The 22,532-nt window shown below is 47.9% G+C and carries 20 protein-coding genes and 1 pseudogene; 18 read left to right on the top strand and 3 right to left on the bottom strand.

Annotated features, from left to right (window positions below; translation table 11 throughout):
- Positions 1–12: 12 nt before the first annotated feature.
- Positions 13–1,209, top strand: coding sequence for a hypothetical protein (locus tag HP398_RS24265; RefSeq protein ID WP_173623879.1), 1,197 nt, complete (start codon positions 13–15; stop codon positions 1,207–1,209).
- A 98-nt stretch (positions 1,210–1,307) separates the two neighbouring features.
- Here the strand turns inward: HP398_RS24265 and HP398_RS24260 are convergent, their stop codons facing one another.
- Both HP398_RS24260 and HP398_RS24255 read right to left on the bottom strand, forming a co-directional pair.
- On the bottom strand, positions 1,308–1,736 hold the full coding sequence (locus HP398_RS24260) for a hypothetical protein (protein ID WP_017251745.1): 429 nt from the start codon (positions 1,734–1,736) through the stop codon (positions 1,308–1,310).
- Between the two features lie 192 nt (positions 1,737–1,928).
- The gene (locus HP398_RS24255; RefSeq protein WP_173623878.1) at positions 1,929–2,591 is read right to left on the bottom strand and encodes an NAD(P)H-dependent oxidoreductase; all 663 of its coding nucleotides are present in this window, start codon (positions 2,589–2,591) and stop codon (positions 1,929–1,931) included.
- A gap of 157 nt (positions 2,592–2,748) precedes the next feature.
- Here HP398_RS24255 and HP398_RS24250 point away from each other — a divergent pair, with 157 nt between their 5' ends.
- The 7 genes from HP398_RS24250 (at position 2,749) to HP398_RS24220 (ending at position 10,122) form a co-directional block, all read left to right on the top strand.
- Positions 2,749–3,111, top strand: coding sequence for a winged helix-turn-helix transcriptional regulator (locus tag HP398_RS24250; protein ID WP_017251747.1), 363 nt, complete (start codon positions 2,749–2,751; stop codon positions 3,109–3,111).
- 109 nt (positions 3,112–3,220) lie between these two features.
- Entirely contained in the window at positions 3,221–4,747 is a 1,527-nt protein-coding gene (locus HP398_RS24245) for a YcdB/YcdC domain-containing protein (protein ID WP_017251748.1), read from the top strand.
- Between the two features lie 76 nt (positions 4,748–4,823).
- Positions 4,824–5,372, top strand: a complete 549-nt coding sequence (locus HP398_RS24240) for an RNA polymerase sigma factor (protein ID WP_173623877.1) — start codon at positions 4,824–4,826, stop codon at positions 5,370–5,372.
- Complete coding sequence (locus tag HP398_RS24235) at positions 5,359–7,047, top strand: YcdB/YcdC domain-containing protein (RefSeq protein ID WP_173623876.1); 1,689 nt, start codon at positions 5,359–5,361, stop codon at positions 7,045–7,047. Before HP398_RS24240 ends, HP398_RS24235 begins: the two co-directional genes overlap by 14 nt.
- A 331-nt stretch (positions 7,048–7,378) precedes the next feature.
- On the top strand, positions 7,379–9,349 hold the full coding sequence (locus tag HP398_RS24230; protein WP_173623875.1) for a M6 family metalloprotease domain-containing protein: 1,971 nt from the start codon (positions 7,379–7,381) through the stop codon (positions 9,347–9,349).
- Between the two features lie 183 nt (positions 9,350–9,532).
- Positions 9,533–9,835 (top strand): DUF2089 family protein, encoded by a 303-nt coding sequence (locus tag HP398_RS24225; RefSeq protein WP_017251752.1) that lies wholly within the window; start codon positions 9,533–9,535, stop codon positions 9,833–9,835.
- Positions 9,836–9,843: 8 nt separating this feature from the next.
- Positions 9,844–10,122, top strand: coding sequence for a hypothetical protein (locus HP398_RS24220; protein ID WP_254476338.1), 279 nt, complete (start codon positions 9,844–9,846; stop codon positions 10,120–10,122).
- Between the two features lie 395 nt (positions 10,123–10,517).
- On the opposite strand, the gene HP398_RS24215 is transcribed toward HP398_RS24220, so the two are convergent.
- Entirely contained in the window at positions 10,518–11,651 is a 1,134-nt protein-coding gene (locus HP398_RS24215; RefSeq protein WP_173623874.1) for a suppressor of fused domain protein, read from the bottom strand.
- 145 nt (positions 11,652–11,796) lie between these two features.
- Between HP398_RS24215 and HP398_RS24210 the strand changes: the two genes are divergently transcribed.
- From HP398_RS24210 to HP398_RS24165, 10 genes and pseudogenes are all read left to right on the top strand, one after another.
- Positions 11,797–12,975 carry a DUF4272 domain-containing protein gene (locus tag HP398_RS24210; RefSeq protein WP_017251756.1) on the top strand — a complete coding sequence of 393 codons (1,179 nt, stop codon included), beginning with the start codon at positions 11,797–11,799 and terminating at the stop codon, positions 12,973–12,975.
- A pseudogene (locus tag HP398_RS31025) lies at positions 12,956–13,669 on the top strand (alpha/beta fold hydrolase); the annotation flags it as partial. The gene HP398_RS24210 and the pseudogene HP398_RS31025, both read left to right, overlap by 20 nt.
- Positions 13,670–13,705: 36 nt before the next feature.
- Positions 13,706–14,527: a DUF2785 domain-containing protein gene (locus HP398_RS24200; RefSeq protein WP_173623928.1), complete on the top strand. Its 822-nt coding sequence runs from the start codon at positions 13,706–13,708 to the stop codon at positions 14,525–14,527.
- A 346-nt stretch (positions 14,528–14,873) separates the two neighbouring features.
- The gene (locus tag HP398_RS24195; RefSeq protein WP_173623873.1) at positions 14,874–15,446 is read left to right on the top strand and encodes a TetR/AcrR family transcriptional regulator; all 573 of its coding nucleotides are present in this window, start codon (positions 14,874–14,876) and stop codon (positions 15,444–15,446) included.
- Between the two features lie 59 nt (positions 15,447–15,505).
- On the top strand, positions 15,506–17,389 hold the full coding sequence (locus HP398_RS24190) for an alpha/beta fold hydrolase (protein ID WP_173623872.1): 1,884 nt from the start codon (positions 15,506–15,508) through the stop codon (positions 17,387–17,389).
- Between the two features lie 233 nt (positions 17,390–17,622).
- A complete protein-coding gene (gene nikB / locus HP398_RS24185) occupies positions 17,623–18,558 on the top strand; it encodes a nickel ABC transporter permease (RefSeq protein ID WP_026043338.1) in 936 nt (311 codons plus the stop codon).
- Between the two features lies 1 nt (position 18,559).
- Positions 18,560–19,414 (top strand): ABC transporter permease, encoded by an 855-nt coding sequence (locus HP398_RS24180; protein WP_017251761.1) that lies wholly within the window; start codon positions 18,560–18,562, stop codon positions 19,412–19,414.
- A 37-nt stretch (positions 19,415–19,451) separates the two neighbouring features.
- Positions 19,452–20,441 carry an ABC transporter ATP-binding protein gene (locus tag HP398_RS24175; RefSeq protein WP_017251762.1) on the top strand — a complete coding sequence of 330 codons (990 nt, stop codon included), beginning with the start codon at positions 19,452–19,454 and terminating at the stop codon, positions 20,439–20,441.
- The gene (locus HP398_RS24170) at positions 20,438–21,400 is read left to right on the top strand and encodes an ABC transporter ATP-binding protein (protein WP_017251763.1); all 963 of its coding nucleotides are present in this window, start codon (positions 20,438–20,440) and stop codon (positions 21,398–21,400) included. The genes HP398_RS24175 and HP398_RS24170 overlap by 4 nt, the downstream gene beginning before the upstream one ends.
- A gap of 21 nt (positions 21,401–21,421) precedes the next feature.
- A complete protein-coding gene (locus tag HP398_RS24165; protein WP_173623871.1) occupies positions 21,422–22,531 on the top strand; it encodes an aminopeptidase in 1,110 nt (369 codons plus the stop codon).
- Position 22,532: the final 1 nt, after the last annotated feature.

The following is a 22,532-nucleotide window of genomic DNA, read 5'->3' as shown; positions in this document are numbered from 1 at the left end:
GGATGAACGGACATGAAAAAGCAAGCACTTGTTACCGTTAGCATGGCAGTACTCTTTCTCTCAGCGGTATCCCCATTGGGGAGCGCACAAGCGCAAACTAACATGGTAGTCGCTGCGAATACAGCGCAAGCGATCACTTTTGATCAGCTCGTCAAAGAAATGGACAAAAAACAGCCTGTCTCCATGTACATCGAATCCACGCACACATCGAAAGCGAAGCAGGGCACCGAGACCCAAAAGGCAAAAACATGGGATAACACGATCAAAGGAGAATGGAGAGAGGAAATCTCAGACGGGAAAAGGGTTCAGCATGCCGTAGGGAAGTCAGGACAGGTGGCGGCGTATCAGGAAGGCGGCAGAGGATTTGTCCACTCCGCAACCATTGGCACATACGATAATGAAATCAACAAGACGAAGCGAGAGCTACAGCGCTTGAAAGTAGCGTTGCCAGATTCGAAGGTGGCGATCACTGTGAAGGAAGCACAACTGTTGAATCGAGCCGTGTATCACGTGGTCAAAAAAGAAGAGGCGAAAATCGATGGCAAGCTTCACCATTACCAGGATGACCTGTGGATCGATAAAGAAACAGGGCTGCTGCTCAAACGCACCTTCATCCACAATCAAGCGCAAGCGTTTTCGTACACCGTAGACAAGGTGGATTTCCAACCCGTTTTCGATGAGAAAACATTCGAAGTGAGCATTCCAGCGGGTGTGGAGCAGCGCAAGTTTTCCCCTGAGGTGGAAAAGGTAGTAGTCGAGGTGACGAAGCTTTTCCCAGACACTGCAAAGTTTTCCGATTATGATGATTACGGCATCGACGGTAACTGGCAGCTCCTGAAAATGTTTGAAGCGCAAAAACGGGTGTACAGTCCGACCCCTCGAGCAGAAGCTTTCGTTATCATGGATACCCGTACAAACGATTTGAGTAAAGTAATGATCCAAAATCCAGATTGGGTGTCGAAAAAGCTCCCTGCCGAGAAGGTGGCAAAAGAGAAAGCAGCCGCTTTCCTGAAACAGCTGGTGGGTGATCAAGCGAGCCAGTATAAAGTAGAGGTAAAGGTCGAGCAGGGCGGTGGTGGTGCCATTTTTGAAGCCTACGATTATGGCTTTGTGACAGCAGATGTGACGTTCCGTCCAGCCGATGGCAAGGGGATCACCATTTCTGTGGATGAAGCCGGTCGTATTGTAGGCTTTCAGTACGGGGAATAAGGTTAAGTATCAACCTGACAGCTGTCGTTTTGTGCGATGGTTGTTTTTATGTTTCATATGAAACAAAGTCGCCATTGCTGGCGACTTTGTTATGTTTATTAGTTTGGCAACACGTAAGTATATACGGAATAGTTGAAGTTGTTATTATCGTAATCGTAAGAGTGTCCTTCAACTTTAAAAGTGTATTCTTTTCCAGCAACTAAATTTACATCGAAATAGTCTTTCGTTAAAGTAGTCTCGTTTGAACCCAATATTAGTTTGAATTCTTGCTTATTAGCTTTGGAGTAGGCGATTTGAAAACGGACTTTTTGATTTACGGTAGGAGTAAACTTGAAGTAATCTTGCTGGTCTCCGTTATGTCTATCCAGTTTACCGTTAATTTGGTTTCCATCAGCTACATGAAAAACATTTGCAGTGTCTCTGGTATTGTTTGGTTCATTATCAGGGTATACGGCAGCAAATGCGGATGCAGATACACTTAATACGAGTGTTAGGGCAAGTAGACCAGTAGTAGCAAACTTTTTCATGTAAATTCCTCCTGAGTATGTAAAATTTGGGACAAGAACAAGATATCAATTATTTGGATAATTGTAAATATATGTTAGTCATGTTCACTAATCTTTCACATTTAGTGATAAGGAAGACTCACTGAAATTTATATAAAACGACAAAAAGCATTCGCAATACGAATGCTTTTTACGTGAAGCTAATCATTGATTTTACCCGATAAAACGAATAATCTCTTCCTTCGCTTGTCTCGTTTTCGCACGGGGCTCATTTTTCCGGTAGCCAAAAGCCACCATGCAGGCGACGCCGAAACGCTCTCTGTCGAGGAGTCCCTCCGCTGCTAGGATATCCTCGACCTTTTCTTTTGCAAAGCCTTCAATGGGGCAGGAATCAATGCCGATCATGGCAGCAGACGTCATCATATTGCCAAGTGCGATGTAGGTCTGTCTGGATGCCCATTGGAACATGACTCGCTCGTCATCAAACAGGGCGAAATCATTTTTCAGGAAGTGATCGTAAGCAGTGCCTTTTTGTTGTACGACGTTTTCTGGCAAGTCTTGCGTGTCTTTCATCATATGCTGGATATATTCGGAATCAGCGGTCATTTCTTGTTTGGTCCGCGCCAGTACGATGACGAAATGGCTTGCAGTTGGCAGTTGTTTTTGCGCACCCCATGTGACGGGTAACAGCTTTTCTCTAAGAACCGGATCTTGCAGCACGAGGAAGTTCCATGGTTCAAAGCCAAAGGAGCTAGGCGACAGGCGAGCAGTCTCCATAATAAAATCAAAGTCTTCATTCGTAATTTTTTTAGCTGCATCAAACTCCTTGCAGGCATGTCTGAATTGATAAGCTTCTATGATTTGATCTTTACGCATGATGTCATACCTACTTTCGAATAAGTTTATGAAACCGTTGATAGAAAATGGGTGTTTTACAAAACTGAGCATACCGAATACACTAAAGAAAAGTAAGTACGCACTTTTTCGGTTAATACTTACGAAAAGGGAAGTGAGTGGGATGAAGAGGCCAGCGATGATGTACCTATTAAATGGCAAGGAATATCCTTGCCCGATCGAGCTTGCCGTCTCGGTTTTTGCGGGAAGGTGGAAGATATCGATCATTTGTCAGTTGCTCCGAGGGAAAAAAAGGTACGGTGAGTTAAAGAAAAATATAATCGGTGTGAATCATAAAATGCTGGCAGAACAATTGCGGGAGTTGGAGGAAGCAGGAATCGTCAAGCGTGAAGTGTATCCTGTCGTTCCGCCAAAAGTAGAGTACGAACTGACCGAGCTAGGGAAAGGCTTGGGACCTGTCATTGAGTATTTGCGAGAGTGGGGAGCTCATTTTCAAACAGATGCTACAGGAGAGTCTCTATCTACTGCTCACGGGTCATGAAAATCGCCACCTGAAAGGGTGGTTTTTTTATTTTGTAACCTCCCTGTGGTTTTTTCGACTATTACATAGGACAAAAAACAAACACAAAATTCCTTGGGAGGGAACAACTGTGAAACATACAAAGAAATTGGCAAGCACATTATTCATGGCAAGTCTGTTGGCGACAACTCCGCTGTGGCTGCAACATCCAATAATGATCGTACAAGCTGCGACCAATCAAGGACAGGGAGTGAAGCTCTCACCAGCAGCAGAAAAAACACTCCAGACGCTCTACGCCATCCAGCCTGAATTAAAAAGCATGGACAAAAAGATTAACGGACCGAAAAACGGTGTGTACGAGCTGCGCTTTGACAAAGGAATTGCCCCAGGCAAGATGGAGCTGTATGCCATGGTGGGTCTGGATGCAACGACAGGTGCTTTGCATAGCTACGAAAACGAACAGGAAATGCAGAAGCAAAACAATCAGCCATCGGAGGCGGTTGCCAAACAAAAATCTGCGGCATTTTTGCAAAAGCTCCTGGGCGATGATTTCAAAAAGTACAAAGCCACTCAGACAACCAAGGGAGAATGGGATGCTGTCACCTACACGCGCCACGAGCATGGTGTACCTGTTTTCACCGATCGTTATGTCGTTGGCGTCAACAGTTCGAGTGTCATGTACGTGAACACGTTTGAAGGTGCCCCGCTCCGAGCAGCCTCCTCCTTGTTTGCCAAGCCCGGAAAGGTATTGTCCAAAGAAGAAGTGACGGGGAAAGTCGCTGCGCTCATGGAGCTCACTTATTCCGCTCATAAAAAGGAGACAGGAAAGCCGACTTTGAAATACTCGCTGGAGTCGACCGGATACTTGGATGCTGTGACAGGAGAAGAAATCGAGAGTGCCTCTTCCCTTAAAAGCCGTTACTCGGATGTCATAGGGGTCAAGCCAGGCGGCAAGAAGTTCACAGTCAACAATGCCGATGAAGCTGCGAAGGTGCTGACAGAAGAATTTCAAATGAAAATGGATGGAATCGCGTTAGAGACGGATACACATACCCCAGCGGAAATAAAAGGGGAAGGGGAAACGATTTACAAGTCCAAGGGAAGAGATGGCAGTATCACGGTCTATACGAACAACAACGAAGTGACCGGCTTCCAGGTCCGTGGAAAAGTCGAGATGGCCCATACCATACAGCATGGCAACAAACCGGCGAATGCCCAGCTTTCATACGAGCAAGCCAAGGAAAAAGCGGTTCAGTTTTTGCAACCGTACCTCGACGCTAGTGTGAAAGAGCTGAAGATCGATCAGACCAAGATCATGATGCCTTCTGCAACGGCATACAGTTTCAGCTTCTACGCCCTGCATGACGGAGTGGTCGTGACAGACCAGCAATACCTCGTCAACGTAGACGGACAGACCGGGGAAATCGTGAATTTCATGGACTACTTTACGAAGCCTGCTGCTCCTTTCCCGGACAAAAAGACCGCCATTTCCAAAGAAGCAGCCGCCAAACAGTTTTTGAAAGACCGACCAGCTGTGCTCGGGTACATGTTCCCTGTTCAGAACGAGAAGGTGCAAGCAAAGCCAAGTATGGTTTATTCTATCGACACGGTCTCTTACTTCTTGCTTGACGCGGTAACAGGAAAATCATTCAAATAATCGTATTCGATCCCGCTTCCCATTATGAGGGGCGGGATTCCATCATGTCCTGTCGCGAGAAGAGGAGGAGGAAGCCTTGGATGCTCGAGAAGATCGAGGTCAGCAAGACATATCAGGGATATACAGGATGTATTCCAAAGAAGTCTATCAGTATCTCTATCATTTTATCGGAAGTCGGGAAGCCGCAGAGGATTTGACCCAAGAAGTGTTTGTACGCGTCATTAAATCCTTGCACAGATTTGAGGAGCGCTCGAGTATGCGCACTTGGATTTTACATATTGCCAAGCATGTCGCCATCGATGAATACAGAAAGAAACGGCTGCAAACGATTTTTGCCGGGACATTGCTAAAGCTGTTGCCCAGCTCAGAGGGGTTGCCGGAAAAAGAGTTTCAGGATAAAGAGGAACGTACTCATTTTGAAAAAGCGCTACTGCAACTAAAGCCCAAGTACCGAAACGTCATCGTATTGCGGGGAATTAGAGAGTATACGGTGAAGGAAACAGCGGAAATTCTCGGCTGCACAGAGGCGAAGGTCAAGGTAGACTTTCACCGCGCGATGAAGATGGTAAAAGAAACGGCGTTACACATTTATGAAAAGGGGGATGGTGTGCATGAAATTTCCTAGCGATGAAGAAGTGTTACAGGAATTTCGGAACAGACCGGATGCAGTCCCCCGCAGCGAGTTTTTGCACACATTGGAAAGAAAGCTGGTCGAGGTCGATCAACAGCATCGCAGCAGAAGCAAAACGCGACGCACGACAATTCGACTGGGATTATCCGCAGCGGTGCTGCTAGCAGTCTTTTTGCTGGCGCCGATTTTTACCCGGCTGATTACCAATCCGGAATCCATCATGACGACGCAGCCAGAAGTTCCGCTCGTGTTGAAAGGTCAGCAGCTGAAGCTGGCGGAAGTATCCCCTGCCGCGAAGCAAACCTTGGAAAAGCTGTTCAATCTCGTTCCGGAACTAAAGACGATGGAACCCAACGTCATCGGAAAAGAAGATGGGATCTATGAAATTGTCTTCTATCAAAAGGAGCAAGGAAAGGAACAACGGTATGCATCTGTGGAGATGGTGGCAGCCACGGGGAAAATGAGCCGCTACGAAAATGAGAGAGCGTTGAATGAAGGGGCACCTTCGCCTACAGAAGAACAAGCGAAGCAAGTATCTGCTGCCTTTTTACAAGCGCTGTTGGGAGACGAATTCAAACAGTACCAATCGAGTCAGACCAGCGGCAATGATTGGGATGCGGTGACCTATACGCGCTATGCAAATGGGCTGCCCGTTTTCTCGGACCGATACGTCGTTGGCGTCAACAGTAATATCGTCACATATGCCAATACGTTCGAAGCTGCGCCACTGCAAATATCGTCGAAGTCGTTTGCTGAACCGGACGCTGTATTGTCCGAAGAAGAAATCACAGCGAAAGTGGCGTCGCTCATGGAGCTTACCTATTTTGCGAGTTCGAGACATAATGGGAAGCCATCGCTGACGTTTTCTCTCCAGACGACTGGATATGTGAATGCGGTGACAGGAGAAGAAGTATGGGGGGAAGCGTCACATAAAAGCCGGTACTCCGCTGCCATCCCGGTAACGCCTGGAAGTAAGAAGGTCGCTGTGCAAACAGAGGAAGAAGTGGCGAAGGCTGTGACGGAACAGTTTCAGGTGAATCTGGACGGATTTCTCCTCACTGGTGGTAGGAAGACGATGAAGGGCGAGCAGATGACGACCTACAAGGCCAAGGAAGGGCTAGGCAGAGTCACTGTCTACTCAAACGACGGGGTAATCACAGGCTTTCAGGTGCGCCGCAGTAAAGAGACGGCCAGCTCCACACTGCATCAGAACCATCCAATAAATGCCCAGCTTAGCTATGAGGAGGCCAAGGAAAAAGCAGTTCAGTTTTTGCAGCCTTATCTGGACAGCAGTGTGAAGGAACTGAAAATCGATGAGACCCAGATGTCGATGCCTTCTGCAACGGCTTACAGCTTCACTTTTTACGCCCTTCATAATGGCGTGATCGTTGCTGACCAGCATTACCTCGTCAATGTGGATGGGCAGAACGGGGAGATTGTCAATTTCATGGACTACTTCACGAGTCCGACTGAATCCTTCCCGGAATTGGATACAGTCCTATCGAGGGAAGAAGCAGCCAAGCGATTTTTGCAGAGTCATCCGGTTGAATTGGGGTATGTGCTTCCAGTAGCAGATGGGAAGCTGCAACAAAAGCCACTTCTGGTTTATACGGTGGACACGATTTCTGGCTTTAGGCTGGATGCAGTAACAGGAAAGGCATTCAAATAATGATAGGTGATCCCGCTTCTCATCATGAGGGGCGGGATTTTTTCTATATGGGGTGCCGCAAGCATGCTCCATCAATTCCGTTTTATTGGCTAATTATAAAAAAATCCCCGATTTATAGAAAAAGTTAACATGTTGACAAAATTTACCAATATTGTAGGTAAGGGTATTCTGGTTGTTCTGTATAGATGATCTGTCCATTCATCCTATGTATGAATCTGGTGCAGTTATCAACAGAATTTTCCGCCTGCCATAGAAAGGGGGGTGTTCTTCATGAATCTATAGAGGGAACCATTCCCACAGGAGAACAACTTCTAAAACAGGAGGAATGGCTATGCAAAAAAGTTTTAAATACCTGATCACGTCTGTTTTTTCTTTGATTTGTGTTTTGTACTTTCAAACGGATGTTTTTGCCGCACCCGCATACGATGGAGTTGTCAAAATAAAGCAACCGTCAGGTGAATCGTTTCAAGCCGTGATGCATGGAGATGAATGGTTCCATTGGGCAAGCACAAAGGATGGCGATGTACTTTTACAAGATCAGGAGGGGTATTGGAATTACGCTGAACTTACATCAGATGATCTGAAATCGACGGGGAAAAAATATAAAATTGACAAAAAGCCTTCAAAAGCGGTAAATGAGAACAAATTGATGAAATGGATAAATAAGTACGACCCTCAAGCAAATAAGAAACAGGAGTTCATGAATGAGCTGCAAAATGAATTTTCGGGATTGCCAGAGAATATTGACGGAAGTGTCACGCCAGTTTCAGGAACCCCAAAATTGCTTGTTTTGTTAATTGGGTTTACAGATGTTGATATCGCATATAGCGCCAACGATTGGAGCAACAAATTCTTTTCTGCAAATCAAAAGTCAGTAAAGCATTACTATAATGAAGTGAGTAATGGAAAAGCACAGATCACTCCAGCATCCGAAATATATGGTACGCAAAATGATGGAGTTGTGAAAGTAAGATTAGATTACGCTCATCCGGATACATCGGGAAAAGACATTAGGACGGTTATAACAGATGCACTGGATAAAGCAGATCCTCAGGTGAACTTTGCTAGTTTTGATACCAATAATGATCAAGTCATCGACTCCAAAGATGGCTTCTACATTGTAACTGTTCTGGCTGGTAATGAAGAGGCTAGTGGTGGTGCAGTGCCAAATATTTGGGCACATCAGTGGTATGCTCCCAACACAAATCATGATGGTGTTACAGTATCAGGTATGTATACGACGCAGGGTGAAAAACAATTTGGTCATATGGCAACGATGGGTATCACTGCTCATGAATTGGGTCATTCCTTGGGCCTTCCAGATCTCTATGGTGCTAATAATCATGTGGGTGGTCTAAGTATAATGGCAAATGGAACCTGGAATAATCTCCAAGGGGAAGATCCTGGAACTACACCTACTCATATGGATGCCTGGTCAAAAGGAAAATTAGGATTTGTCACACCAACTGTAGTAAATGCCACTAACAATTTTACGCTACAAGCCATCCCGAATCATTATAATGTTTTAAAGGTTCCTTTAAAGGATAATACGTATTTTTTAGTTGAGAATCGCGAAAAAGTTGGATATGATGCTAGCTTGCAAACAGATTCTGGTGGCATCGCGGTTTGGCACATTGATGAATCCATGAATAATAACACGAATGATCCTCATCCTTTCATTGACATAGAGCAATCCGTGAGCGAATACCAAGACCCATTCTATTACACGAATAATAATCATGCTGCTTCCTTTAGTCCAGACACCAATCCGAACAGTAATACCTACACTGGAGAAAAATCGGGAGTAACGATTACGACGACAAGCACAAGTAATTCTGCCATGAATGTGAATGTGGCAGTCACAGCAGGAGAAGCTAGTCTGATTCCGCAAACGAATTGGACGCTAAAATATGTAGACAGCGATGAATTGTACAATGAAGCCCCGAAAGCCTTTGATGGAAACAACAGCACGTTTTGGCACACGAAATGGAGCCCCGTAGCTCCAATGCCGCACGAGATTCAAATTGACTTGGGTGCAACGTATAGCATTTCCAAATTCAGTTACCTGCCCAGACAAGATGGTCAAGTGAACGGAACGATCAAGAACTATGAGTTCTACGTCAGTAGTGATGGAGTGAATTGGGGAACAGCTGTAGCCACAGGTACCTTTGCAAATGATACGACGTTAAAAGAAGTCAGCTTTGCAGCCAAGACAGGTCGCTATATTAAACTGCGTGCCTTAAGCGAGGTAAACAATAACCCATGGACAAGTGCGGCCGAACTCAATGTATTTGGGCAATAATGAGAGTTGGGCACATTGGCTGGATATTCGATTAACGAAGGTTGAATAGAAGGATGAGGACACGAGCGGGAGCATCAGGTGAGGATGCTCCTTTTTTATGGTTGATTTTCATTTTATTAAAAAATACTTGAATAAAATTTATATTTTCATTAATATAATGAAAGACAGGAGGCGAGGCGATTCATGGAACGCGACGAAATTCCATCTTGGGTGTTAGCTCTGGACAAGGAGACCCTCGAATTTATCAGGAAGTTTATTATCAGTTCGGGCTCTCTCAAGGGTATGGCTGATGAGTACGGTGTATCGTACCCAACAGTGAGGGCCAAGCTCGACCGAATCATTAAAAAGATCGAATTACATAGCAAGGAAGCGGAAGTAGAGTTCGTGCAAATGATCAAAAACCTGGTCATTGACGAACGGATGAGTTTAGAGGTAGCCAAGCTCGTTATTGAAAAATACAAACAAGAAAGAGATGAAAACAGATGAGTACGGGGATGATTCAATTTTTGGTTGGGCTCGGTATTGTGGGGATGCAAAATTTACTCGGCAGACTGAATCACGCTTATTGGGGGGCTATTTTCCCAGGCTTCTTTTTGGCGTACCTGGTCTACGGTTATGTTACTGGTTTATTTAAAGAAGGCAGTGAACTGACGTTGATCTTGGTAGCAATTGGAGGGATCGCGATTCTATCATTGGCTTGGTCGGAAGGCAGAAGAGCGATGAAGGCGAAGAGGAAGAAAGAGATGGAGAGAATGGAGTTGCTTGATTTGTAGTTACTGGAACCACCTGAATAGGGTGGTTTTTGTTTTGATAATAGTAGCTGTTGTGGGGGAAGAAGCGCATTTCCAGTCTACGCTTCGGCCTACGCCCTGCAAGGGGGGATTGACTGTCCGCTCCGGAATAAATGGCGGGAGCGCTTCAAACGTAGAATATTCGATGCAGGATTCCATAAGTGAAGCTGAAAACCCCCGCCATTTATTCCTGCGCTGGGGCGGGCTCCAGAGGCGCTTCGACTGGAAATGCGCTTCTTCTGATGCGGCTTTTGTGAACCATCTTAAAAGCAGATTCACGGGGATTCATATAATATCTTCCCGTCTCAAAGTGTTGAGAAAACAAAAAACAGTCCCCACAGAATGTATTCCGCAGAAACTGTTTTCAAGCTTCACGCTTACTTCATAAATTTCGCTACCCCATTAAAAATCCATTCCGCACCATCTCCCGCGGAGCGCTGAAACAATTGCTCAGAACCGTTCATTTCTGCATACTGCTGTTCCTCTGCGGTAATCGGGATCATCCATAACAGATTCACAGGATCGCCTGCCATGAGCGGAAGTGGAATGGTTGGTGCATCCTCAGGCTTTGCGAGCAGCATGGAGGAGAAGCGGCTGTTGATTTGACTGATTTCCTGGCACGGAATGGTGTGACCTTGTGCGAGGAAGGTCATATACGACCACGGCAGAGAGGTTTGGCCACTGATGTAGGCCAGCAATTGCTGTTCGTTTTGGGCAAGCCATTTGGTTTCGCAGGCAAAGGCTAGCTCGAATCGGCGTAATTGCTCTGGCTCTTCTGTATACTGCTCGACTTTTGGCTGGCGCAATATGGACACGCCAAGGGTCATCGCATAGGTAACTTCACCTTTTTCGATGGTTACCAATGCTTTCGGGGGCCAGTGACCGCCGTCGATGCCGTAATACTGTTTAACTGGGCCGAGAGTCGAGGTAATCGCGTCCATGAACTGCTGCTGGATGTCAGGCCAAGGGTTGCCATCCCAGCTCGTCCAAAAATGCTGGGCAGCCTCGATACGGGCAAACATGGCGTTCGTTTCTGGTGTTCCCAGTGGAAAGCATAAATGAGATTCTCCGGTGCAATCTCGTGCATACGAAGGATAGTGCGAGCCGTCCGGGGAAGGGCCAGCCCAGCTGGGAATCACACACAGCACCTCATCCTCATACAAAAGTGCCGCTGCATCACCTTCCTCCAGCCAAACGATCGAGAGCCGTTCCGGGTCCAGCCTGTCTGCTCCATCCGGATGAGCGCAGCAATCGCGTGGCAGCATGGGAGCTTGACCATCCTGCATGGCATCGAAATCGATCGAGTCCGGTGCAGGTCCGTAATTTCTTACCCAACAAGAGCGAATGCTGGCATGCTCCTCACCGGGATAATCCCACAAATAAGAGCGAATGCTGGCATGCTCCTCACCGGGATAATCCCACAAATAAAAAAAGACGCCGTTCTCATCCTCTTCGACAAAAGCTTGAATCGGACAAATGGGAGAGAACTCCTCTAATAGGATGTTTTTCATAGGTTTCACCTTCAATCATCGTGGTAGATTCGCCGATAACTATAAAGATTCGTGCTTGATTAAACAGGGTTAGAATACCATAATTGACTATTGATTACAAAATTCAGCACCTTGAAAATGTTTGCTCAGCAAAGGAGGTTGCCAGATGAATCAATGCACCATCTATGTCTCCATCCAACAATGCGAGAAAGTCGTCGCTGCGATTGTCGAGGCTTTTCGTGATCAATTGGTAGAGGTATCCGCAGACGAGCGGGCCGTGACCGTGACAGATAAAAAATGGTTTAGCAAGAGCAAGATCACCTTCAATCTTATGCGCGAGGATGATGACCAAGAAGACTTTCTTCAGATGAAAAAAGGGATGTACGGTTACTTCGCACAGATTGAAACGGCCCACGAGAAGGTCCAGCAAAAGCTGTTGTACCAAATTACAGCGCTCAATGTGGCGGTAGGAATTGTAGCGAGTAAGGAAATCGACCAGAAGACGTTTGCGGCCATTATGGCGATTGCCGAAGAAGTACACGGGATCGTCTTTCTCCCTACCGGAGACATGCTCGATAAGCAAGGAAGGTTGATTCTCAATACGGCAGGAGAGTCCGAAGTGGACGATTTTCTGGTGACGGTCAGCGTAGACCTGATCGATGGACATATTCAGCCCTCCCAGTCAGGAGAAGCGCGCAAGGAGCGGAGCATCGAGCTATTGCAGGAGCAAGGCATTCCGTACATCCAGCATCTTCCTGTCATCGTAGGCGACGAGGACGCTGTCATCAGGAGCAAGGATGAGATGGTCCAGCGAGCGATTGCTCTATGCTTGATTGCGGTATATGCCGGAGGGATCGCCGAAAACGGACAAATCAAGGAAGAGCGGGAGTTCATCGAGGGAATTATTGAGCAGTTTGGCGCTGCTGAATTCTTTACGGAAAAAGAGAGAGACTTCTTGAAGGATCCTCAGCCAGACCGAACCGATATGATTCAGATGGTATGGATGTACGAATGCTACTGGGTACTGCTGTGGGCGCTCGGGTATGTGGAAGAGCTCCATTTCCCTGATAAAATTTGTGATGTGAACACCGCGATTGATGCTCTCAGAAGCGCAGGTGACTATGACACCTTTTACGGCAATGCGGTGGTGAGAAGCAAACAGGAGATTCTCGACCAAGCAGATTTAATCTATCGCTATGACTGGGCATGCGTGGATGCGCGCATCAACAATCGCACGGTTGCAGGCGGTTTGAATGACGAAGTAGTCGTAGAAAGACACAGAGCATTGAATTGGCTGGTTCGTTACATGGAGGATGACTGGGATCATGTGTCGACGGATACATAGGCTATATTCGCGAAAAAGTGGAGCACCTTGTGTGATCTTCTTAGCAGGAATGGGCGATAGCGGTGAGACATGGCAGATCGTTCAAGACCGCATCTCGCAGGAAGCGTCTACCTTATCCTACGATCGGGCGGGTATTGGCAGGAGTCCAGCGGTAGCGGTCGTCCCCCGGACTTGTCGCGATCTGGTGGAGGAGCTATACGATTTGTTGCAGGAGATTGAGGTGGAGGCGCCTTGTATCTTAGTCGGACATTCTTTTGGCGGTTTGGTCGCTAGACTGTTTGCTAGTCTATATCCGCAGCTTGTTTCAGGGATAGTTTTGGTTGATGCTGCTCCCGAATATAAGGAGCTCGCATATGAAAAGGTTCTGCCTGACAACCTGATCGCAGCCAATAGAGAATATTATGAGAATCCGATGCTCAATCGAGAAAAGATCGATAAGATACGGAGCTATCAAGAGATCGTAGACTATTTTCGGCAAAGTGACATACCTGTCTCGATTATCACGAGAGGCTTACCGGACGTGTGGGACGAGGAATGGCCGAACGAGGAAATCTTAACCATTGAACAACGTCTGCAAGCCGATTTCAAGAGACTTTCAACCTCAAGCAAGCAAAGAATGGCTACTCGCAGCGGGCATTATATTCATCACGATGAACCAGATATCGTGATCGAGGAAATCTTGATCATGTTGAGAGCGGTTGAACACGTCAGCGATACAAGAACCCAGCTCATGCTGGATCTGCAAAGATTGGAGCAGGAACAATACCAGTTGCGTGAAGGGGAACAACTGCAAGATTTCGTCGGACTATTGCTGCAATATATTGGTGACCCTGACCCGGAATTGCGGGATAACCTCATCTACCCGGCATTCTATGAGTGGATTCTCGATGAGAACCAGCTGACAGAAGCACAATTGCGTAGCCTCCTGCGAGAACTGACCGACGAAAAGCATTTGTTCTATCAGATCGGAAGCGATGGTGACCCAGCCGTATTTACGAGGACATTCTCTTCGTTGCCGATTGCATTGATTTTGCGCCGTCACAGACAGAAGCCTTTTTTGGCGCTAGCTGATTTCCAACACGTGAGAACTGCCATGCTCCGCTATTTTCAAGAGGAGAAGGATTTGCGCGGCTATTTGTTCGAGGGAGGCTGGGCTCACAGTACAGCTCACGGTGCAGACGTATTCGTAGAGCTGGTACAGTGCCCAGAAAGCGATGAAGCCGTACAGCGAGACGTTCTTCGTGCGATCCAGGGCGTGCTGCATAACGAAAAGCACATTTTCAATGAGGAAGAGGACGAACGACTCGCGAGCATCGTAGATATCATGATAGACAAAGGTTTGCTTACCGAGCAGGAGCTCGCTGACTGGATCAATAGTTTAGCAAGCTGTGCCGAGCTTCCAAAAAGTCGTGCTCAAGTTATCGCTAGAGTGAACAGCAAGAACTTTCTGCGCTGTCTTTATCTAAGAAGGGCACGAGATAGCCGGGAAAATGATCTGGCGGCTGCCATGCTTACTGCCGTAACGAAATGTAACAGATTTGCGATCACGTAATGGATGAAGGTTGATACCGTGACAGACGGTATCAACCTTTTCTTTTTTATATTAAGTTTTAAAAGTAGCGGTCAACCAACAAAGCTGGTGAGAAGAAAAAGCGCAGGGCTCGCAGACCTTGACAACACCTACCCAGTCGGAACTTCAAAAAGGGGACCACGCTTGTCGAACACTTCTTCTTCGAGAACCTTCCGCCCGTAGGGTGGCTTTGGCTCGACGGTCCCCTTTTTGAAGTGGAGACGAACAGTCAATCTCCCTTGCGGGCGTGTCAGAGTCGAAGAGAACTGCGCTTTTTCTTCTCCTCCACTGATTGACAATCACCTGTTAGTACTATATAGTTCTAATCATGAAACGAACCTCAAACCGTGACCATGTCATCGCCACTGCATCCAATTTGTTTTTGCAAAAAGGACTCATGAATACCAGCATGGATGACGTCGTAGCACATAGCAAAGTCTCCAAGTCCAACATTTACTACCACTTCAAAAGCAAGGAGGAGCTCGTCGTAGCTGTACTCGGCTACAGAATCAACGTCCTGAGAGGAGCACTGGAAGCCATTTTGCAACGGACAGACCTGTCTGTTTCCGCACGGGTAGGGCTGATTTTTACCACCATCGCAGAAGAACTGGAGGGCCGCTCCTGTGTAGGAGGCTGTCCGATCCTTTCCTTGCTGTCGGCACAAATACCGGAGGTCAAAGCGCGAATCAACGAGTTCCTGATCGAATGGCAGAACCTAGCGGAAAAGCTGCTCGTGGAGGGAATCGCCCGTGGGGAATTCAAGGAAAATATCTCGATTCAGCAAACGGCAGTCTTGCTCGTGACCATTGTGGAGGGAGCGATGCTCATGGCTGAATCGCAGGGTCATGCACAGGTACTCATAGGCGCAGGTCAGACACTTCTGCACTTGATTCAAGTGTAGGATTTTTTTGAAGTGAATTAGTACTGATTAGTACTATAAATATAAAGGAGGCAGAAACAATGGCTGTCGTTTTTGTAACCGGTGCGACTGGATTTATCGGCAAGGAGGTAACAAAACAGCTGGCACGAGCTGGTCATACCGTGCTGGCGCTGGTTCGTTCGCCTGAGAAGTGGGATGAATTGCTGATGCAGATGACACCTACAGAGAGGTCTAATTGCAAGGCCGTGCGGGGTGATTTGCGAAAGGAGGGCTTGGGATTATCAGCGAGCGATTACCGCCAGGTATTGCGCGCAACTGTCATCATCCATGCAGGTGTCCCGATGGATATTTCGATGGATGAAACGGTGGGGAGAGACGTGATTTTACGAGGAGTAACTCATCTCACAGCAGTAGCAAACGAATTGCATAAACAACAGCGTCTGCAAAAGCTGATTCATATCGTTGGCTACATGAGTCCGTTTGACGATGAGAGCGGGAAGTTGGGGACAGATGTTTTTGCGCCAACCGATCTTTTACGAGAGGCAGGGGGCTACGAGAAATACAAGTTTCTGGCCGATCTATACCTTAGACAAGAGGCGTACCAAAAAGGAATGCCGCTGGTCGTGGTGAATCCGAGTACGATCATAGGCCCAAGAAGCACCGGGACCACAGAACAAACAGATGGATTGGGGCTCGTGATCAGCTCCATGCGGCGTGGTAAGTTCCCTGTTCTTCCCGGTGGCAAGGAGTGGTGGTTGCCTTTGCTGGCCGTCGACGATTTAGCCGAGGTCATTGTGGGAATTGTAGAGGCAAATTACATCGAACATCAAACGTATTACGCCTTAAATGAGCGTAGTGCGACGCCAGCTTTTTCGGAGTTAATTTTGTTGATGGCCAAAGAATTACGGATGAAGCCACCAGTGATTCCTTTCCCGGTATCGGTCTTGAAAAAAATTCTCCATAACGGCGGCAACCGCTTGCTCGGGGTACCTGCCAATTCGATGGATTTTATCGTAAAGAAAGACTTCCCGCTCGCTCCCTTTCAGCAAATGAAAGCGAAAAAAGGCCTCGATGATTACGACGTAGCGGCTTATCTTCCCAGTGTGATTGCCGATCTGGACTATCGTTTGTCGGTCAAGGATCAGAAAGTGCCTCCTCACTTTCACCGAGAGCAAATCGCAGGCATGGCCGCGTACAAGAAAGAAGGCTCGGGTACTCCGTGGCTGCTCGTGCATGGGCTTTTCAGTGAGATGAGCGATTTACTTCCGCTCGCTGAACAGCTGGGCGAACAGGCAGTATGGTTATTGGATTTGCCCGGGTTTGGCAGATCACCCTATCACCATCACGAAAAACCGATCGAGGGCTTTATCGAGGCAGTGGCCGAGGCATTACGGCAGCTACCGTCCCCGGTTCATCTTGCAGGACATTCATTTGGCGGGTTTTTGGCGTGGGAGGCAGCAAAGCGAGTACCGGAAAAAATCGAGAAGCTATACCTTTTGCAGCCGCCCCTGCATGCGCCGAAGTATTCTTTGCTGCTGGCGGGATTGGGAAAAAGTCCAGCCCTCCTTCAGCGTTTTTTGCAAAAGCAGGTAACGCCAGCCAAATTGGAAAAAGCAATGCTTGAGCAAGGGGTATTTCAGTCCACGGAGGAAATGCCAAAAGGCTATGTAGACAGGGCAGGTAAGCTCCTGCAATCCCCACGCATCAGCAAGACACATACAGACGTTCTGCGCTATTTGATGAATGAATTCCGGCAAATGGGAGCGACACAGCCTTTCCCTTTTCCAGTCCAGATCGTATGGGGAACACAGGATAAAACGTATCAGCTGACAAAAGAAACAGAGGATGCATTCAGGGGAGCAAATGTAGAGATCGAAAGGCTCTCCGTCGCGCATCATTTTCCGCTCAGTCATCCACAGCTAACGGCAAATGTATTGCTACAGATGAGGTACGGCAAGGAATGAGGACGGAACGATTCTTCAGAAGGGGCATGGTAGAATGGGACCATGCTCTTTTTGAATGAAGTAAGAAAAAAACAAGTTGAACTTTCTGTAAATTTGAAATAGACTATTTTTAACTAATAACGACACTATAACGACAAGTGTCGTTAGTGATGAAAAAGGGAGGAGAACAAAGTGCCGGAACGCAACAGGAAGAAGCTAGTTCATACCGTTTCTCACATCTGGGTGAAGACCTCATGAAGCAGTATATAGTGAAGCGCTTATTGTCGGGCATCATTGTCCTGTTTGGACTCTCCGTTTTTACATTTCTGCTCATTCATCTCATCCCGGGTGACCCTGTGCGGATCATGCTAGGGCAGCGGGCGACTGTGGAACAAATCGAATCGCTTCGCGGAGAGCTGGGCTTGAACAAACCTTTGGTCGTCCAGTATCTCGACTATGCTTCTGGCGTTTTGAAAGGGGATCTCGGCACTTCCCTGAAAACGGGCCGGCCTGTCAGCACAGAAATTGCTGATCGTTTTCCCGCGACAGCAAAAATGGCAGTAGCCAGCCTCGTGGTGGCAGTTGTGATCGGTATCGGGCTGGGTGTCCTAGCGGCGAAATACAAGGATACACCCATTGATGGAGCGATTATGACCTTTTCCACCTTTGGTATGTCTATACCCGGCTTTTGGTTGGGCTTACTCGTTATCCTTGTTTTCTCCGTCCATTTGGGCTGGTTTCCGATTGCGGGAGGGACGGGGCTAAAAGACATGGTTCTTCCAGCGTTTACCTTGGGGACATTGATGGCGACGGCACTTAGCCGACTCACTCGTGCTGGCATGGTAGAGGTTTTGTCCAATGACTATATCCGAACAGCACGTGCGAAAGGGATGAATGAACGAATTGTGCTGCTGCGGCACGCTTTTCGCAATGTGATGATTCCGATTGTGGCTGTCATTGGCCTGGAGCTGGCTGGCTTGCTGGGTGGGGCTGTGATTGTCGAGCAGGTTTTTGGCTGGCCGGGAGTGGGTACTTTGGCGATTCAAGCGATTAGCTCGCGGGATTTTCCGATGATTCAAGGAACGACGTTGTTTATTGGAGCTGTATATGTCCTCGTTGTCATTTTGATTGATGTCTTGTACGCGATTCTCGATCCTCGTATTGACTACGCCGCGAAGGAGGGGGTGTAGCGTGTTCTGGAGCAAGCAATGGTCCATGCCTCGTTTGGAATTATGGGAGAAGATCATGCAGCAAAAGAAAGCGAAATACAGCTTCCTGATGATGCTCTGCATCGTTTTGCTGGGAATCATCGGGCCGTGGATAGCTCCACATGATCCTACGAAAACGTACTACGAAGCATTTATGCAAGGGCCGTCGAAAGACTTTTGGCTAGGGACAGATGCGATTGGCCGCGATATTTTATCCCGGATGCTGTACGGAACACGAGTGACACTGACCGTAGCCGTGCTAGCGTCTGTCATGACGTTTGTAGCAGGAACGCTGATAGGTGTGACATGCGCTTACCTCGGAGGAATTGTTGACAATCTGATCATGAGAATCATGGACATCATGCTGGCGTTGCCCGGTATTGTGCTTGCTCTAGCCATTGTAGCTGTGCTCGGACCGAGTCAGGAAAATGCGATGATCGCGATCGGAATATCATCGATTCCGGCCTTTTCGATTCTGATTCGTGGTGCGGCACTCTCCATCAAGCAATCCGGCTATGTGGAAGCAAGTCGCTCCATCGGCAGCTCGAATTGGTGGATCATTACGCGTCAGTTCATTCCGAACATCTCGAACGTGCTGATCGTCTATACGACCATGTTTATTGGCAGTGCCATTTTGGGGACCTCGGCACTGGGCTTTATCGGTTTGGGTGCCCAGCCTCCTACACCGGAGTGGGGAACGATGCTGAATGAAGGGAAGAATTACTTGCGAGAAGCTTGGTGGCTCGCTACGTTTCCCGGTCTTGCGATTACGGCAGTCGTTTTTACGGTGTATCTGCTCGGGGATGCTTTGCGGGATATCTTTGATCCCAAATCATAGTTGGCGAGCTTCCGTTCCCGAAAAAGGAGTGAGTAACGTGACGAATGTGTTGGAAGTGACAGGATTGACTACCACGTTTTCAAAAAATGAAAGGGCTTTCAAGGTGGTGGACAATCTTTGCTTACAGGTCAAAAGAGGTGAATCGGTCGGGATCGTCGGAGAATCAGGATGTGGAAAAAGCGTTGCCTCTCTATCCATGATGCGCTTGCTCAGTAAAAACGGAAGCATTGCAGGCCGTATTCAACTGAACGGAGCCGATCTCTTGCGCTATAGCGAAAAAGAGATGCAGAAGATCAGAGGAAAAGAGATCGCTATGATCTTTCAGGAGCCGATGACTTCGCTAAACCCGGTACTGACCATCGGCAAGCAATTGAGCGAAGGACTGGAAAAGCATGAGGGCATGAACCGAGTTCAATCGAGACAAAGAGTGCTCGAGCTGTTGACGCAGGTGGGTATTTCACGTGCCAATGAAATCTATCATGAGTACCCGCATCGTCTGTCAGGGGGGATGCGACAGCGCGTGATGATCGCGATGGCGATTGCTTGTCATCCAAAGCTGCTGATAGCGGACGAACCGACGACTGCCCTAGACGTAACAATCCAGGCGCAAATATTGGATGTCATGAAAAAAATCCAAAGAGAGCTGGGCATGTCGCTCATCATGATCACGCATGATTTGGGCGTCGTCGCTGAGACATGTGACCGGGTACTGGTGATGTATGCCGGGCAGGTCATTGAAGCGGCGGACGTTCGCACACTGCTCCGAAGCCCCAAGCATCCGTACACCATGGGCTTGATCAAGTCAACGCCACATAATGCCAAAGGCCAGAAGAGATTGCACAGTATCGCGGGAAGTGTGCCGGCCCCCGATCATTATCCGAAGGGATGCCGTTTTGCACCGCGATGCGAGAAGGTGATGCCTGTCTGTTTGGAGCAAAATCCCCCGTTGCTGGATGTGGATCAACAGTCGGAGTGCCGTTGTTGGCTGTATCGAGAGAACAGGGAAAGCACGGCGGTGAATGGATGAAGACGCCTCTTTTGCAAGTGAAGAACCTGAATAAGAAGTTCCTAGTCGGCAAAGGGTGGTTCCAGCAGCCGAGTTACGTGCATGCCGTCCATGGGGTGAACGTGACTGTCAACGCAGGTGAAACGTTGGGAATCGTGGGAGAGTCAGGCTGTGGCAAGTCAACACTGGGCAGATGCATTTTGCGCTTGATCGAGCCGACAGACGGCGAGATCGTGTTCGAGGGTCAAAATATCCGCAGCTTACAGAAGGCAGACATGCAAAAGCTGCGGCGTGATATGCAAATGGTGTTTCAAAATCCATTTGACACCCTCAATCCAAAGCTGACGATCCAGCACATTTTGTCAGAGCCATTAATTGCCCATGGTATCCCAAAGCGCGAGCGAGCAGCCATGATCGAAGAGACGCTGGAGATCGTCGGTTTGAACAAAAGTCATTTGTCGCGATACGCCCATGAGTTTTCCGGAGGACAAAGGCAAAGAATCGGGATCGCTCGCGCCTTGATGCTCAGGCCAAAGCTCATCATAGCTGACGAGCCTGTGTCCGCCCTGGATGTATCGATCCAATCGCAAATTCTCAATTTGCTTCAGGATTTGCAGGAGCAGTTTTCGCTCACGTATCTTTTTATCTCGCATGACTTGAGTGTCGTCGAGCATATCGCCGATCGAGTAGCGGTGATGTACTTGGGAGAAGTGATTGAGCTGGCGAAAAAAGAAGAGCTGTTTCAGCGCCCGATGCATCCCTACACTCAGTCGCTTCTCTCCGCCATTCCCATCACTGATCCTGACGAGAAAAAAGAACGGATCATTTTAACGGGGGATCTGCCGTCTCCATCGAATCCGCCGCAGGGCTGCAAGTTTCACCCGCGCTGTTGGGCGTGTATGGACGTGTGCAAGACAGAAGCCCCTCCATTCACAGAAGCAGACGGCAGACTGGTTGCGTGTCATCTCTATACAAAATAAGGGAGCAGGAGTGATAGATAGATGTTGGACCCACGTCTTACGAAGCTGGCGAATGTGCTGGTGAATTACTCGACGAATGTGCAGCCGGGAGATAACGTGCTGATCGATGCGATGGAGGTGGACGCCGCTCTGATAAAGGAGCTTGTCAAAGCTGTTTCGCGAGCAGGCGGACATTCTTTTGTGAACCTGCGTGAATCCTCGATTAGCCGTCAGTTATTGCTAGCGGGAACAGAGGAGCAATTCCGTTTAGAAACAGAGATGGACAAAGAGCGAATGGAAAAAATGCAAGCGTGCATCATTATCGAGGGTGGGCTGAACATCAATGAAGTGTCTGATGTCCCTGATGAGCAGATGAAGCTGGCTACGTCCTTTTTCAAAGAAGTAAGTATCGTGCGTCTCAAAAAGAAATGGGTCTATCTCCGTTATCCGACGCCTTCGATGGCGCAGCTAGCGAATAAGAGTACAGAAGCGTTCGAACAGTTCTACTTCGATGTCTGCACAATGGATTATGCCAAAATGGCAAAAGCCATGCAGCCGCTCAAGGAGCTGATGGAGCGAACGGACCGTGTGAAAATCACGGGACCTGGCACAGAGCTGACCTTCTCAATCAAAGGTATTCCTGCGATTCCGTGTCCGGGGCACTATAACATACCAGATGGTGAAGTATTTACGGCTCCTGTTCGCGATTCGGTGAACGGTGTCATATCGTTTAACACGCCTTCGCCTTATCAAGGCTTTACCTTTGAAAAGGTACGGCTGGAGTTTGTGGACGGGAGAATCGTTAACGCCACAGCCAATGACTCGGAGCGCTTGAACAACATTTTGGATACGGATGAAGGTGCCCGGTACATTGGGGAGTTTGCTTTGGGGGTGCACCCGTTCATTCGGGAGCCCATGCAGGATATTTTGTTCGATGAAAAAATCGACGGCAGCTTCCATTTTACCCCGGGACGATGCTACGACGAGGCATCCAACGGTAACAAATCAAACATCCACTGGGACATGGTCATGATTCAACGCCCAGAGTACGGTGGCGGTGAGATTTGGTTCGATGACCATTTGATTCGCAGAGACGGACGCTTTCTCTTGCCAGAGCTTGCACCACTTAATCCGGAAAACTTGAAAGAGTAGG

It is taken from the genome of Brevibacillus sp. HB1.4B (assembly GCF_013284285.1).
In the GTDB taxonomy this organism is placed as follows: domain Bacteria; phylum Bacillota; class Bacilli; order Brevibacillales; family Brevibacillaceae; genus Brevibacillus; species Brevibacillus porteri.
Note: the sequence above shows the minus strand (reverse complement) of the source record. Positions and strands in the feature narration are given on the sequence as shown.